The 14301-nt window shown below is 69.6% G+C and carries 14 protein-coding genes and 1 pseudogene; 11 read left to right on the plus strand and 4 right to left on the minus strand.

The annotated features are described in order from the left end of the window. Nucleotides 1-100 precede the first annotated feature (100 nt). A complete protein-coding gene (locus SLW56_RS12040; protein WP_010341069.1) occupies nt 101-1072 on the plus strand; it encodes a YafY family protein in 972 nt (323 codons plus the stop codon). 95 nt (nt 1073-1167) lie between these two features. Here SLW56_RS12040 and SLW56_RS12045 read toward each other — a convergent pair whose 3' ends face one another. Beyond that, on the minus strand, nt 1168-1584 hold the full coding sequence (locus tag SLW56_RS12045) for a helix-turn-helix domain-containing protein (protein ID WP_043094676.1): 417 nt from the start codon (nt 1582-1584) through the stop codon (nt 1168-1170). 243 nt (nt 1585-1827) lie between these two features. After that, nucleotides 1828-2373, minus strand: a complete 546-nt coding sequence (locus SLW56_RS12050; protein ID WP_320694920.1) for a lipocalin family protein — start codon at nt 2371-2373, stop codon at nt 1828-1830. A gap of 167 nt (nt 2374-2540) precedes the next feature. Between SLW56_RS12050 and SLW56_RS12055 the strand changes: the two genes are divergently transcribed. Both SLW56_RS12055 and SLW56_RS12060 read left to right on the plus strand, forming a co-directional pair. Then, a complete protein-coding gene (locus tag SLW56_RS12055) occupies nt 2541-2840 on the plus strand; it encodes a hypothetical protein (protein WP_017912049.1) in 300 nt (99 codons plus the stop codon). Between the two features lie 67 nt (nt 2841-2907). Next, entirely contained in the window at nt 2908-5013 is a 2106-nt protein-coding gene (locus SLW56_RS12060) for a prolyl oligopeptidase family serine peptidase (RefSeq protein WP_320694898.1), read from the plus strand. A 162-nt stretch (nt 5014-5175) separates the two neighbouring features. On the opposite strand, the gene SLW56_RS12065 is transcribed toward SLW56_RS12060, so the two are convergent. Both SLW56_RS12065 and SLW56_RS12070 read right to left on the minus strand, forming a co-directional pair. Further along, nucleotides 5176-5658, minus strand: coding sequence for a GNAT family N-acetyltransferase (locus SLW56_RS12065; protein ID WP_267119274.1), 483 nt, complete (start codon nt 5656-5658; stop codon nt 5176-5178). A 38-nt stretch (nt 5659-5696) separates the two neighbouring features. Further along, the gene (locus SLW56_RS12070) at nt 5697-6908 is read right to left on the minus strand and encodes a pyridoxal phosphate-dependent aminotransferase (RefSeq protein ID WP_320694899.1); all 1212 of its coding nucleotides are present in this window, start codon (nt 6906-6908) and stop codon (nt 5697-5699) included. Between the two features lie 457 nt (nt 6909-7365). On the opposite strand from SLW56_RS12070, the gene SLW56_RS12075 reads away from it, so the two are divergent. From SLW56_RS12075 to hslV, 8 genes and pseudogenes are all read left to right on the plus strand, one after another. Further along, nucleotides 7366-9456, plus strand: a complete 2091-nt coding sequence (locus SLW56_RS12075) for an oligopeptidase B (RefSeq protein ID WP_017914635.1) — start codon at nt 7366-7368, stop codon at nt 9454-9456. Nucleotides 9457-10152: 696 nt separating this feature from the next. Continuing rightward, complete coding sequence (locus SLW56_RS12080; RefSeq protein WP_267104849.1) at nt 10153-10533, plus strand: YbaN family protein; 381 nt, start codon at nt 10153-10155, stop codon at nt 10531-10533. Nucleotides 10534-10594: 61 nt separating this feature from the next. Continuing rightward, nucleotides 10595-10837, plus strand: coding sequence for a lipoprotein (locus SLW56_RS12085; RefSeq protein ID WP_320694900.1), 243 nt, complete (start codon nt 10595-10597; stop codon nt 10835-10837). Further along, complete coding sequence (dapF, locus tag SLW56_RS12090) at nt 10830-11687, plus strand: diaminopimelate epimerase (RefSeq protein ID WP_320694901.1); 858 nt, start codon at nt 10830-10832, stop codon at nt 11685-11687. Before SLW56_RS12085 ends, dapF begins: the two co-directional genes overlap by 8 nt. Beyond that, on the plus strand, nt 11684-12349 hold the full coding sequence (locus SLW56_RS12095) for a DUF484 family protein (RefSeq protein WP_152180725.1): 666 nt from the start codon (nt 11684-11686) through the stop codon (nt 12347-12349). The genes dapF and SLW56_RS12095 overlap by 4 nt, the downstream gene beginning before the upstream one ends. Before the next feature lie 146 nt (nt 12350-12495). Beyond that, nucleotides 12496-13356: pseudogene (xerC, locus tag SLW56_RS12100) on the plus strand (tyrosine recombinase XerC); the annotation flags it as partial. Nucleotides 13357-13465: 109 nt separating this feature from the next. Beyond that, nucleotides 13466-13675 carry a DUF3079 domain-containing protein gene (locus tag SLW56_RS12105; RefSeq protein WP_267123420.1) on the plus strand — a complete coding sequence of 70 codons (210 nt, stop codon included), beginning with the start codon at nt 13466-13468 and terminating at the stop codon, nt 13673-13675. 48 nt (nt 13676-13723) lie between these two features. Next, nucleotides 13724-14275: an ATP-dependent protease subunit HslV gene (hslV, locus tag SLW56_RS12110; RefSeq protein WP_010341232.1), complete on the plus strand. Its 552-nt coding sequence runs from the start codon at nt 13724-13726 to the stop codon at nt 14273-14275. Nucleotides 14276-14301 lie beyond the last annotated feature (26 nt).

Raw genomic sequence — 14301 nt, forward strand, 5'->3', positions numbered from 1 at the left:
GGCCGGCCCCGGACGCCGGCTTCATCGACGGTTCGGGCGCGCAGCCGGCTGCCGCGCCAGGCAGGCGTTTTCCGCCGTCGACTCAGACATAATCGGGGCCATGGACCGCTACGAACGCATCAACGCACTGCACCGCCTGCTCAAGTCCGCACGCTACCCGGTGACGGTGGCGCGGCTGCAGGACGAACTGGGTTGCTCCCGCGCCACCGTCTACCGCGATCTGGCCTTCCTGCGCGATGCGCTGATGGCGCCGGTGGAGGGCGACGGTGAGGCCGGCTTCCGCTACGAGTCCGGGGAGAGCGACCGTTTCGAGCTGCCCGGGCTGTGGCTGAGTTCGGAGGAACTGCACGCGCTGCTGGCCTCGCAGCAATTGCTGGCGCGCACCGGCGGCGGGGTGCTGTCCTCGGTGCTGGCGCCGCTGCAGCAGCGCATCGAAAGCCTGCTCGCCGCCCAGGCCGGGGCGACCCATTGGCCGGTGGAGCGGGTGCGGGTGATCCCGCACCGCGGCCGCAAGCTCGACGAAGCCAGTTTCCGCACCGTCGCCTCGGCGGTGCTGGAGCGCAAGCGCCTGTCCTTCGACTACCGCGCCCGCTCCACCGACGAATCGACCAAGCGCACGGTGTCGCCGCAGCGCATCACCCACTACCGCGACAATTGGTACCTGGACGCCTGGGACCATGGCCGCGACGCGGTGCGCAGCTTCGCGGTGGACCGCATCAACCACGCGCGCCTGCTCGACCAGCCGGCGCAGGACGTGGCCGACGCCGAACTGGATTCGCAGCTGGCGGCCAGCTACGGCATCTTTTCCGGCGCGCCCAAGGGCTGGGCCACCATCGTGTTCAGCCCCAAGGCCGCGCGCTGGGTCGCCGACGAGCACTGGCATTCCAAGCAGCAGGGCCGGTTCCTGGCCGATGGCCGCTACGAACTGAAGGTGCCCTACAGCGTCTCGCGCGAACTGCTGATGGACGTGCTGCACTACGGCTCGGATGCGGAGATCGTGGAGCCGCGCTCGCTGCGCGAGCAGGCCAAGGCGCTGCTGTCGCTGGCGCTGAGCAATTACAGCGACGACTGAGGCGTCGCCGCGCGCTGCGATAGCCCGCGTGGGAGCGGCTCCAGCCGCGACCGCGGCTTTACCGCCAATGCGTGTCGCAGCCTGGAGGTCGACGCCTACGCCGCATCCAGCGGCGCGCCGCCGCCGAGGATCACGCCGATGTTGCGCTCGATCCAGTCCACCAGCGCGTGCACATGCGCCGCGGCTTCCTCGCCGAGCGGGGTCAGGTCGTACTCCACGTGCGGCGGCACTACGGGATAGGCGGTACGCTGCACCAGGCCGTCCGCTTCCAGCGCCTGCAGGGTCTGCGACAGCATCTTCTCGCTGACCCCTTCCAGGCTGCGGCGCAGGTCGCCGAAGCGATGGGTGCCCTTGCGCAGCGCCACCAGCACCAGCACGCCCCAGCGGCTGGTGACGTGGCTGAGCACGGCCCGGGACGGGCAGTTCTGCGCGAACACCTGGCCGCGCAGCTGGGTCGTGTCCGCGCAGCCGCGCGGTGCTTCGTCGAGAGGTTCGGAGAGGACGCTGGCCAAGCGGTGCACCTGTCTGTGGGGGAGGGCGCCCCGATCATACGGGTCGCGCCGGGTGCTTCGCTGAGCGAAGGATGATCGTGGTGCCGGTGCAGACCACGCGCGGTGCGGCGGCGTGGCGGCATTGGATGGTCGCAGTAAGGGGCCTGATGTGGCCCGAACGGCACACGGGCGCGCGGCGCGCGCCGGCCCAGCGCAATGCGGATCGGGTCGTCCGCGTCGCAGCCGGCTGCGACGGGAACCGCTTCAGGGCTTGTTCGGCACTTCGAAGCCGAGCTTGCCGATTTGGTCGCGGCGCTGCGCCACGCGCTTGAGCTTGTCGATGTTGACCCCGTACTGGTGGTCCAGCTTGTCGACCAGTTCGCGGTACTGCTTGTGGCTCATGTTCGGCGAGCGCGCAAATACCCAGGCCAGGTCGCGGCCGGGATAGTCGATCAGCGCCCAGGAATAGTCCGGCGCCACTTCCAGGATGCGGTACTTGGTGGGCACCATTCTGAAGAACCAGGTGGTCCAGCGGCGGTTGCCGGTGCCTTCCTTGACCGTGGCGCGCGAGTTGAGCTCCTTGACCGGCTCGTCGAAGCCGTTGCGGTACTCGTAGCGCACCGCGATCTTGCCGTCTTCCTGGAGGGTGTATTCGTCGCTGCTGGCGACGTGGCCGCGCTCGGCGAAGTACGGGATGTGGGCGATCACGTACCAGCGGCCCATGAAGCGCTGCAGGTCGATCGGCGGCTGCGCAGGCTCCTGCTCCGGGTCCGGCGCCTTGGCCCGGGCCGTCGGCAACGGGACGGCCATGCCCAGCAGCAGCACGGAAGCGAACAGGGAGAGCAGGCGCATAGGAGATTCCGGGGCGAAGGGCGAACGCCGGTGAAGTATGCGCGTGCGCCATGTCAATGGTGCGTCGCAGCCCCTGAGATGTCGCGGCGGCAACCTGCGCGCCTCGACTTCCAGGAGCTGCCGTCATGCCGATCGTTCCGTCCTCCCCGCGCACCCACGTCCCGCACCCGGGCCTGCGCCGCCTGCTGCGCCAGGCGATCCTGGCCGGGCTGGCCCTGGTCCTGGTATGGCCGGCCGCGCGCGGCCACAGCGAGTGGCTGGGCTGGCGGCCGCTGTGGTTGCTGGGCATGCCGCTGAGCGCCTGGTGGGCCTTGCACCGCTTCCCGCTGCCGCCATTGCGGCGCCTGTGGGGACAGTGGCGGGCGCGCCCGCGGGCGCAGGCGCGGCGGCGCCGGCCGGCGCTGCGGACCGCACGCCCGGCCTGACCTTCGGCAGGGGAGGCCGGCGATGCTGCGTGCTACGGTGCGGCGCTGTCCTTCCACGGATCCGAACATGTCCTCACTCGCACACGCCTGCCTGATCGCCGGCCTGCTCGCCGCCGGCACCGCCGCGGCCAAGGAAACCGCGATGCCCCAAGACCCTTACGCCTGGCTCGAAGACGTCACCGGCACCAAGGCGCTGGACTGGGTCAAGGCGCAGAACGCCAAGACCGAGGCGCGGCTGGCCGAGACCCCCGCCTTCAAGGCCCGCGAGGCCGGCATCCGCGAGGTGCTGGATTCCGACGCCAAGATCCCGGCCGTGCAGAAGATCGGCCCGTACTACTACAACCTGTGGAAGGACCGCGCCCACGAGCGCGGCCTGTGGCGCCGCACCACGCTCGATGAGTACCGCAAGCCCGAGCCGAAGTGGGAGACGGTGCTGGACCTGGACGCGCTGAACAAGGCCGAGGGCGAGAACTGGGTGTGGCATGGCGCCAACTGCCTGCGCCCGGAGTACCGCCGCTGCCTGATCGCGCTGTCGCGCGGCGGCGCCGACGCCGACGTCACCCGCGAGTTCGACCTGAGCACCAAGCAATGGATCAAGGACGGCTTCTTCCGGCCCGAGGCCAAGGGCGGGCTGAGCTGGATCGATGCCGACACCGTCTACCTGTACACCGACTTCGGCCCCGGCTCGCTGACCAGCTCCGGCTACCCGCGCGTCGTCAAGCAGTGGAAGCGCGGCACCCCGATGAGCAGCGCTACCCTAGTCTACGAGGGCAAGCCGGACGACATGTACATCGCCGCGATGCATGACGACACGCCCGGCTACGAGCGCGATTTCGTCAGCCGCACGCTGGCCTTCTACAACGACGAGATGTACCTGCGCGGCGCCGACGGTCGCCTGACCAAGATCGACGTGCCCAACTCGGCCAACAAGGGCGTGCACCGCCAGTGGCTGACCCTGGAGCTGCGCGATCCGTGGACGGTGGGCGGCACGACCTACCCGGCCGGTGCGCTGCTGGTGACCAGGTTCGACGACTTCATGGCCGGCAAGCGCGACTTCCAGGTGCTGTTCACGCCCACCGAGACCGCGTCGCTGGCGTCCTTCGCCTGGACCAAGTCGCGGTTGGTGCTGAACGTGCTCGACGACGTCAAGAGCCGGCTGTGGGTGCTGACCCCGGGCGAGGGCGAATGGGCGCGCACGGCGTTCCCGGTCGGCAACCTGGCCTTCGGCAGCACCAGCGTCGATGCGGTCGATGCCGACGAGAACGACCAGGTGTGGCTGACTTCCACCGACTTCCTGACCCCGACCACGCTGATGCTGGCCGACGTGCAGCGCGGGCCGAAGAGCATCGAGACGCTGAAGGCGATGCCGAGCTTCTTCGACGCGTCCAAGGACGAGATCGAGCAGCACTTCGCGGTGTCCAAGGACGGCACCAAGGTGCCGTACTTCCTGGTCCGGCCCAAGCAGCTCAAGGCCGACGGCAGTGCGCCGACCCTGCTGTACGCCTACGGCGGCTTCGAGATCTCGATGACCCCGTTCTACTCCGGCAGCCTGGGCCGCGCCTGGCTCGACCAGGGTGGCGTGTACGCGCTGGCCAACATCCGCGGCGGCGGCGAGTACGGCCCGCGCTGGCACCAGGCGGCGCTGAAGCAGAACCGGCACAAGGCCTACGAGGACATGGCGGCGGTGGCGCAGGACCTGGTCGCGCGCAAGATCACCTCGGCCAAGCACCTGGGCGTGCAGGGCGGCAGCAACGGCGGGCTGATGGCCGGCAACATGCTGATGCAGTACCCGCAGCTGTTCGGCGCGGTGGTGGTGCAGGTGCCGCTGCTGGACATGAAGCGCTACAGCCACCTGCTGGCCGGCGCCTCGTGGATGGCCGAGTACGGCAACCCGGACACCGACGACTGGAAGTTCATCCAGACCTTCTCGCCGTACCACCTGTTCGACCAGAAGAAGACCTATCCGCCGGTGATCTTCCTGACCTCGACCCGCGACGACCGCGTGCACCCGGGCCATGCGCGGAAGATGGCGGCGAAGATGATCGATGCCGGCAAGGACGTGACCTACTACGAGAACATCGAAGGCGGTCATGGCGGCGCGGCCAACAACGCGCAGGCGGCGCACATGCAGGCGCTGGCGTACAGCTTCCTGTGGGAGCGGCTGTCCAAGTGAGTGGTGTGGTCCGCGTCCCGGCTGGGGCGCGGACCATCTCCTGGCCTGGCGCGCCATCCAATGAGCGGTCGAGCCTGCGCGCAATGCGTCGCGTTGCGTCACGATCGCGCCGGCATTGTCCGCGTTCTCAAGGTGATCTCAGGTCGTCGCCGCAGCGGGTGCTCAGGCCCCGTCGGCCAACGACTTGACCAGGGTCAGCGAACGGACTTCATAACCCAGTTCTTCGTAAACGTGCAGTGCGTGGGTGTTGAAGGCCCAGACATTCAGGCGCATTTCGACACCGCCGCGCAGCGCTACCCACTCGTGCGCACGCTGCATCAGCGCCGGGCCGATCCCCTGGCCGCGATGGCGTTGGGTGATGCCCACGCTGCCCACCCGGCCGAAGCGCATGGGCTGCAGCAGTGAGTGCGATTCCGACACCATGCCGACCGTGACGAAACCGACGAGGACGCCCTGCGCTTCGGCGACGAGGGTGGTGGCATTGTCCTGGCCGATGCTGCGCTTCCAGTGCGCCACGTCGCGGTCCGCCTCGCCCGGGCCGGCGAAGATGTGGGGAAACGCGTCATGGTGGACAGCGTTCACTTCCTCGCCGAGCGCGCAGATGGCAGCCAGATCGGATTCGATGGCTTCGCGATAGATGAGCAAGGCTGGCTTCACTCGCGTCTCCCCCGCCGCTGGTCGCCTCAGCGCGCCCAGCGCCCCAGCCCACGCGCGATCCGCGCCACCGCCTCCTGCAGCCGCGGCAGGCTCTGGGTGTAGGCGATGCGCACGTGCTGGCGGGCGCGATGGCGGCCGAAATCCACGCCCGGAGTGAACGCGACGTGCTCGGTTTCCAGGAAGTGCGCGCAGAACGCCTGCGCGTCGTCGGTGAAATCCGACACGTCGGCGTACAGGTAGAACGCGCCTTCCGGTTCGACGTCGATGCGGAAGCCGAGCGCGCGTAGCGCCGGCAGCAGGTAGTCGCGGCGCTGCGCGAATTCGGCGCGGCGCGCTTCCAGGATCTGCAGCGTTTCCGGCAGGAAGCAGGCCAGCGCCGCGTGCTGGGCGATGCTGGGCGCGCTGATGTACAGGTTCTGCGCCAGCTTCTCCAGCGACGGCACCGCCGCGCGCGGCGCCACCAGCCAGCCCAGGCGCCAGCCGGTCATGCCGAAGTACTTGGAGAAACTGTTGAGCACGTAGGCGTCGTCGTCGACTTCCAGCACGCTGGGCGCGTCGATGCCGTAGCTGAGGCCGTGGTAGATCTCGTCCACCACCAGGTGCCCGCCGCGGGCGTGCAGCGTCTGCGACAGCGCGGCCAGTTCGGCGCGCGACAGCACGGTGCCGGTGGGATTGGCCGGCGACGCCACCAGCGCGCCGACGCTGTCCGCGTTCCAGTGCCGCTGCAGCAGCTCCGGGGTCAGCTGGTAGCGGCTGTCAGGGCCGACCGGCACCAGCTGCGCGGCACCTTCGACCAGGCGCAGAAAGTGGCGGTTGCACGGGTAGCCGGGGTCGGCCATCAGCCAGTGGCGGCCCGGATCGACCAGCAGCGCGCTGGTCAGCAGCAGCGCGCCGGAGCCGCCGGGGGTGATCAGGATGCGCGCCGGGTCCAGGTCGACGTCGTGGCGCTGCCGGTAAAAGTCCGCCAGCGCCTGGCGCAGGGCCGGCAGGCCGCGCGCAGCGGTGTAGCGGGTATGGCCGGCAGCCAGCGCGGCCTGGCCGGCGGCGACGATCGGCGCGGCGGTGGTGAAGTCCGGCTCGCCGATTTCCAGGTGGATCACGTCGTGGCCGGCCTGTTCCAGTTCGTTGGCGCGGGCCAGCAACGCCATCACATGGAAGGGTTCGATCTCGCGGCTGCGCTGGCTGTAGCCGGACGCGGCGGGCGAGGCGCTGAGGGTGTCGCCGGGAAGGGAAGCCATGCGGCCGATGATAGAGGAGCGTGTTCCCGAGCGTGTTAGCCGCGTCCAGTCGGCGAGGTCCGGCAGATTGCGCGGTGGCTGTGGCGGCGTGACCCGGGATGGGCGCTGGACCTGGGCGAATCGGGCGTGGGTCGGGGGCGCCCATCCCGTTGCATCTGGCGTTGCTTCCCTGGCGGTCGATCGCATGCGGTGCGATGCGGCGCCATTCGGCTTCGCTGGCCACGGCTGCCCGCCGCGATGCCATCGCGGCACCACGGCTCGCCGATTGCCCTGCGTCGCAGGCTGCACTGCCTCGGCACGCTTGCCACGGCGCAGCGTTGCAGGGAGACTCGGCCGGCACTGCGCGGCGCCCGCCCGCTGCCGCCGCCCGGCCAAGGCGGCGCGTCCCGTTGCGTTACTGCCGCCGGAGCCCCATTAGATGCCTCACCGCCCCTTGCTAGCGAGCCTTGTCCTGCTCATGACCGCCTCCTTCGCTTCCTCCGCCTCCGCCGCCGCGGCCACCCCGCCGCATCCGGCCAAGCAGCCGCACGCGGTCAAGGCGCCGTTCGGCGCCGTTCGCCAGGACGCCTACTACTGGCTGCGCGACGACGCGCGCAAGAACCCGCAGATGCTGGCCTATCTCAACGCCGAGAACGCCTACGCGGATCAGGTGCTGAAGCCGCTGCAGCCGCTGGAAGACCGGCTGTACGAGGAGATCGTCGGGCGCATCAAGCAGGACGACAGCAGCGTGCCGTACCGCGAGCGCGGCTACTGGTATTACACCCGCTACGAGAGCGGCAAGGACTACCCGATCCAGGCGCGCCGCAAGGGCAGCATGGAGGCACCGGAGGAGATCCTGCTCGATGTCAACGCCATGGCCGCCGGCAAGGGCTATTTCAGCGTCGGCGACGCGGCGGTCAGTCAGGACAACCGCATTCTCGCCTGGACCGAGGACGACGTCGGCCGCCGCCAGTACGTGGTGCGCTTCAAGAACCTGGACACCGGCGAGGTCTATGCCGACCGTATCCCCGGCGTGTCGCCGGACGTGGTGTGGGCCGACGACAACAAGACCCTGTTCTACGTCGAGAACGACCCGGAGACGCTGCTGACGGTGCGGGTCAAGAAGCACGTGCTCGGCACGCCCGCCGCGCAGGACGCGCTGGTGTACGAGGAGAAGGACGACAGCTTCTACATGGGCGTGGGCCGCACCCGCGACGACAAGTACATCGTCATCGGCGTCGAAAGCACCGTGTCCTCCGAGCAGCGCTATGCGCCGGCCGCCGATCCGCAGCGCTTCACCGTGCTGGCGCCGCGCGAGCGCGATGTCGAGTACCACGCCGATCATTTCGACGGCCGCTGGGTGATCCGCACCAACTGGAAGGCCAAGAACTACGCGCTGATGACCGCGCCCGATGGTGCTACCTCGCGCGACCAGTGGCAGAGCTGGCTGCCCTACGACGAAAAGGTGTTCATCGACGGCTTCGAACTGTTCGACGGCTTCACCGCCATCGCCGAGCGCTCCGACGGCCTGGAGCGGATCCGCCTGCACTTCGCCGACGGCAAGGAGGAATACGTCAAGGCCGACGAGCCGGCGTACTCGATGGGCCTGTCGATCAATGCCGAACCGGACACGCCGTGGCTGCGCTACAGCTACACCTCGCTGACCACCCCGGCCACCACCTACGAACTCAACACCCGCACCGGCGAGCGCAAGCTGCTCAAGCAGCAGCCGGTGATCGGCTACGACGCCAGCAAGTACCAGACCGAACGCGTCTGGGTGACCGCGCGCGACGGGGTCAAGGTGCCGGTGTCGCTGGTCTACAAGAAGGGCTTCAAGAAGGACGGCAGCGCCGCGCTGTACCAGTACGCCTACGGCAGCTACGGCATGTCTACCGATCCGGCGTTCAACCTGCCGGTGGTGAGCCTGCTCGACCGCGGCGTGGTCTACGCCATCGCGCACATCCGCGGCGGCCAGGAAATGGGCCGCGACTGGTACGACCAGGGCAAGCTGCTGCACAAGAAGAACACCTTCAACGACTTCATCGACGTCACCCGCGGGCTGGTGCAGCAGGGCTATGCGGCACCGGATCGCGTCGCCGCGGCTGGCGGCAGCGCCGGCGGTCTGCTGATGGGCGCGGTGGCGAACATGGCGCCCAAGGACTACCGCGTGCTGGTGGCGCAGGTGCCGTTCGTGGACGTGGTCACCACCATGCTCGACCCGAGCATCCCGCTGACCACCAACGAGTACGACGAGTGGGGCAATCCGGAGCAAAAGGCGTACTACGACTACATGCTCAGCTACTCGCCCTACGACAACGTCAGCCGCCAGGCCTACCCGGCGATGTACGTCGGCACCGGCCTGTGGGACTCGCAGGTGCAGTACTGGGAACCGGCCAAGTGGGTGGCCAAGCTGCGCGAGAACGACACCGGCAGCCAGCCGATCGTGTTCCGCGTCAACATGGAAGCCGGCCACGGCGGCAAGTCCGGCCGCTTCCGTCGCTACCGCGAAATGGCCGAGTCCTATGCCTTCATGCTGGACCAGCTGGGCGTGGAGCAGCCGACCAAGTGAGGGCCATGCGCATCGGCCGGCCTGCGGGCTGGCCGATGCGCAGGTGGGGCGGCTGGCGTGAGGCCGGCCCGTCCCGATGTTTGGTTGGATGGCGGATGGCCTGTGGCTTCACCCGTCGCGGCTGAAGCCGCTCCCACAGTGAGCATGGCGGCCGAGTCGGACCTGAAGGGTCGATCGCTGATGCGCCATGCCATGCAGCAGCGCTGACGGCTTGGCAATGCCTTGTGGGAGGGCTTCGGTCCCGACTGCGCCAAGGTCGGACAAGCCGAAGGCTTCGCTCGTCGCGGCTGAAGCCGCTCCTGCGGTGGGCGGGTCGCTGGTGTCCTATGCGAGGGTCGTCAGCGGTGCTGATGGTCTGGTCACTCCTTGTGGGAGGGACTTCAGTCCCGACTGCTGTGAGATCAGACGCACCAGTGGCTTCGCGCGTCGCGGCTGAAGCCGCTCCCACAGTGAGCATAACGGCCGAGTCGGACCTGAAGGGTCGATGGGCTGATGCGCCATGCCATGCAGCAGCGCTGACGGCTTGGCAATGCCTTGTGGGAGGGACTTCAGTCCCGACTGCAAAGAGTCGGACGCGCCGGTGGCTTCTTCCATCGCGGCCGAAGCGGCTCGCACAGTCGCTGCCGCACGGCTACCTCGGTTGCGTCGACAGACGGTCGCCACCTGCCCGTGCCAGCGCAGGCTTATCATGCCGCCATGCGCACGCACTCACGTTTCCGCTGGGCCTGGTGGCTGCTGGCCTATGCCAGCCTGGCGACCGGCATCGTCGGCATCTTCGTGCCGGGCTTGCCGACCACGGTGTTCGTGCTGATTGCCGCTTACGCCGCCGCGCGCGGTTCGCCGCGGCTGCGCCGGCGTCTGCTGCGCGATCCGCGTTTCGGCCGCAGCATCCGCGACTGGGAACGGCATGGCGCGGTCAGCCGCCGCGGCAAGTGGATGGCGACGCTGACCATGGTCGCGTGCGCGCTGGTGCTGCTGCTGTTCGTGCACCGGCTGTGGGTGCAGGTGCTGGCGATCGGCTGCATGAGCGCGGTGGCGCTGTGGCTGTGGTGGCGGCCGGAACCGCCGCGCGCGTGAGCGCGTCGCGTCACGCGACCGCGGCACAGCCGGTTCATGCCGGTGTGGCTATACTCGGCGCATGAGCACATCGTCCTCTTCTCCGATCCGTCTCGTTCTCTCCGCCGCTGCGTTGCTGGCCCTGGCCGGCTGCGGCAACAAGGGTCCGCTGGTGATGCCGCAGAAGCCGGTGCCGGTGGAAGCCGCGCCCGCGCCGGATGCGACGCCGCCGGCGACCACCGATCCCGCCGGGCAGGCGCAGCCGGTGGATGGGCAGCGCCCGCCGGCCAACGACACCACCATGCTCACCAATGGGAATGAGTGAGGCCCGCCACGCCGCGCGCCTGCGTTTCAGCAAGATGCAGGGCGCGGGCAACGATTTCGTGGTGCTCGACCTGCGTGACGGCACCCCGCCGCCGGACGCCGCACTGGCGGTGCGCCTGGCTGACCGCCACTTCGGCGTCGGCTGCGATCAGATCCTGACCATCGAACCGCCGCGCGACGCCGCGGCGGTCGCCAGCTACCGCATCTGGAACACCGACGGCAGCGCCGCCGGGCAATGCGGCAACGGCGCGCGCTGTGTCGCGGCCTGGCTGGTGCGCGACGGCAGTGCGCCGGCCGCGGGCGATTTCGTCATCGAAAGCCCCGCCGGCAGTCACCACATCACCCGCAGCGCCAGCGGCGAATTCGCCGTGGCGATGGGCGTGCCGCGCTTCGCGCCGGAGGACGTGCCGCTGGTCGGCTTCCCGCGTGCGCGCGACGAATACGTGCTGCCGCTGCAGGGCGGCAGCGTGCGCTTCGGCGCGGTGTCGATGGGCAACCCGCACGCGGTGCTGGAAGTGGGCCTGGTCGATGCGGCACCGGTGGAACGCCTGGGTCCGTTGCTGCAGCAGCACGCCTCGTTCCCGGATTCGGTCAACGTCGGCTTCGTGCAGGTGATCGACCGCGGCCACCTGCGCCTGCGCGTGTACGAGCGCGGCGTCGGCGAGACCCTGGCCTGCGGCAGCGGCGCCTGCGCGGCGGCCGCGGTGATGATGCAGCGCGGCCGGGTGGAGCGCGACGTGCGCGTCAGCCTGCCGGGCGGCGAACTGCGCGTGCAATGGCCGGACGACACCGCACCGGTGGTGATGTCCGGGCCGGCGACGTTCGTCTTCGATGGAGAATGGATCCGATGAGCGACAGCCAGGACAAGCTCGGTGCGCACGAGGTGGCGGCGTGGCTGCGGCGCCATCCCGGCTTCCTCAAACAGTTTCCCGACCTGGCGCTGACCCTGGTGGTACCGCGCGACGACGGTCCCACCGCGTCGCTGGCCAGCTACCAGCTGGAAGTGCTGCGCGACAAGAACCGCGAACTGTCGCGGCGGCTGGCCGACCTGGCCGCCAATGCGCAGGTCAATGAACGGCTGGCGGTGCGTACCCACCAGTTGACCCTGGCGTTGATGCGCCAGCGCAGCGCCGCCGACAGCGTGCGCGCGATGGCCGCGTCGCTGCAGGAGGATTTCCAGGGCGACCTGGTCAGCATCGTGCTGCTGCAGCCCTTGCCCGGCCTGGAACAGGCGCCGTGGCTGCAGGTGCTGGCGGCCGACGATCCGCGGCTGGCGCCGTTCCGCGATTGCCTGAAGGACGGCGAGCCGATCTGCGGCCGCCTGCAACCGGAAAAGCAGGCGCTGCTGTACGGCGAGCGCGTGGACGAAGTGCAATCCACCGCGCTGCTGCCGCTGCCCGGCCTGGGCCTGATCGCGGTGGGCAGCCGCGACCCGAACCGGTTCTATCCCGGCATGGGTACCTTGTTCCTGCGCATGATGGGCGAGGCGCTGGCGGTGGCGTTGCAGCGATGAGTGGGGCCGGGACTCGGGATCCGGGCCCCGGGACCCGGGACAGCGCCGGAACCGGCGCTGCCGATCACCAAGCCGGGCAGGGCACTGCTGTCACCGCGAGCGAGGCCGCGTCTCCCGGGTCCCGGGTCCCGGGTCCCGCGTCCCGGTTCCTCGCCTACCTGCAGGTCGAGCGGCGCATGTCCGCGCATACCCTGGACGCGTACCGCCGCGACCTGGCGGCGCTGGAGGCGTGGGCGGCCGCCAACCTGCTTGGCGAACCGGCCGCGCTGGATGCCGCGCAACTGCGCAACTTCATCGCCGCCGAGCACCGCCGCGGGCTGTCGCCCAAGAGCCTGCAGCGGCGGTTGTCGGCGTGCCGCAGCTTCTATGCGTGGCTGCTCAAGCACGGCCACATCGCCACCAGCCCGGCCGCGGCACTGCGCGCGCCGAAGGCACCGCGCAAGCTGCCGCAGGTGCTCGACGCCGACGAGGCGGTGCGCCTGGTCGAAGTGCCGACCGATGCGCCGCTGGGCCTGCGCGATCGCGCGCTGCTGGAGCTGTTCTATTCCTCCGGCCTGCGCCTGAGCGAACTGTGCGCGCTGCGCTGGCGCGATCTGGATTTCGTTGCCGGCATGGTCAGCGTGCTGGGCAAGGGCAACAAGCAGCGGCTGGTGCCGGTCGGCGCGCACGCGCGCGCCGCGTTGCTGGCGTGGCGCGAGGAAAGCCGGGGCGAGGCTGCCGCGCCGGTGTTCCCGGGCCGTGGCGGGGCGCCGATCGGCGCGCGCGCGGTGCAGATCCGCATCAAGCAACTGGCCGGGCGCCAGGGCCTGTTCAAGCACGTGCATCCGCACATGCTGCGGCACAGTTTCGCCAGCCACATCCTGGAATCCTCCGGCGACCTGCGCGGCGTGCAGGAACTGCTCGGCCATGCCGACATCGCCACCACGCAGATCTACACGCATCTGGACTTCCAGCACCTGGCCAAGGTCTACGACGCATCGCACCCGCGGGCCAAGCGCAAGTCCTGAGCGCCGCATCGCGACCGCACGGTTGCCATCGCGCCCGCGCTTGTTCTGGATCAAGGCGAGTCGGCAAAGGCGGGAGGACACTGTCCTCCCACGTTGCGAGGGCTTACCGATGGCCAACCCCTTTCCGCTGGCGCCGCGCCGCCCCGAACGGCTGTGTCGGGGCTGCGACCGCGATTGCGCGGCACACGACCTGGCCTGCGGCAACGGCGCCGGGCGCACCCTGCATCCGATCGAAACCCAGGGCGAGGACTGGTACGTCGCGTGGGGTATCGCTGCCGATCCGGCATGGCCGGCGCATGCCCGGCTTGGCGACGCTTGAACCGCGCGCCGCCAGCCCCCACACCTGAGTCATCGCTCCGGAGGCCGCATGGATCCCAGTCAGAACCCCAATGTTTTCCACGCCACCACGATCCTGTCGGTGCGCCGCGATGGTCGCGTCGCCGTGGCCGGCGACGGCCAGGTGACCCTGGGCCACACCGTGATGAAGGGCAATGCGCGCAAGGTGCGCCGGCTCGGCCGCGAGGGCCAGGTGCTGGCCGGCTTCGCCGGCGCCGCCGCCGATGCATTCACCCTGTTCGAACTGTTCGAGGCCAAGCTGGAGAAGCACGGCCAGCTGACCCGCGCCGCGGTGGAACTGGCCAAGGATTGGCGCACCGAGCGCCGCCTCGGCAAGCTCGAGGCGCTGCTGGCGGTCGCCGACAAGGAAACCTCGCTGATCATCAGCGGCACCGGCGATGTGATCGAACCGGAGGACGGCATCATCGCCATCGGCTCCGGTGGTTCCTACGCCTTGTCTGCGGCGCGCGCGCTGCTCGGCCACACCACGCTGGACGCGCGCACCATCGCCGTCGAAGCGCTGAACATCGCCGGCGACATCTGCATCTACACCAATCGCAACGTGGTGGTGGAAGAGCTGTGAATCGGGAATGGGGACTGGGGAATCGC

Origin of the sequence: Xanthomonas sp. LF07-6 (genome assembly GCF_034105445.1) — a bacterium.
Classification (GTDB): domain Bacteria; phylum Pseudomonadota; class Gammaproteobacteria; order Xanthomonadales; family Xanthomonadaceae; genus Xanthomonas_A; species Xanthomonas_A sontii.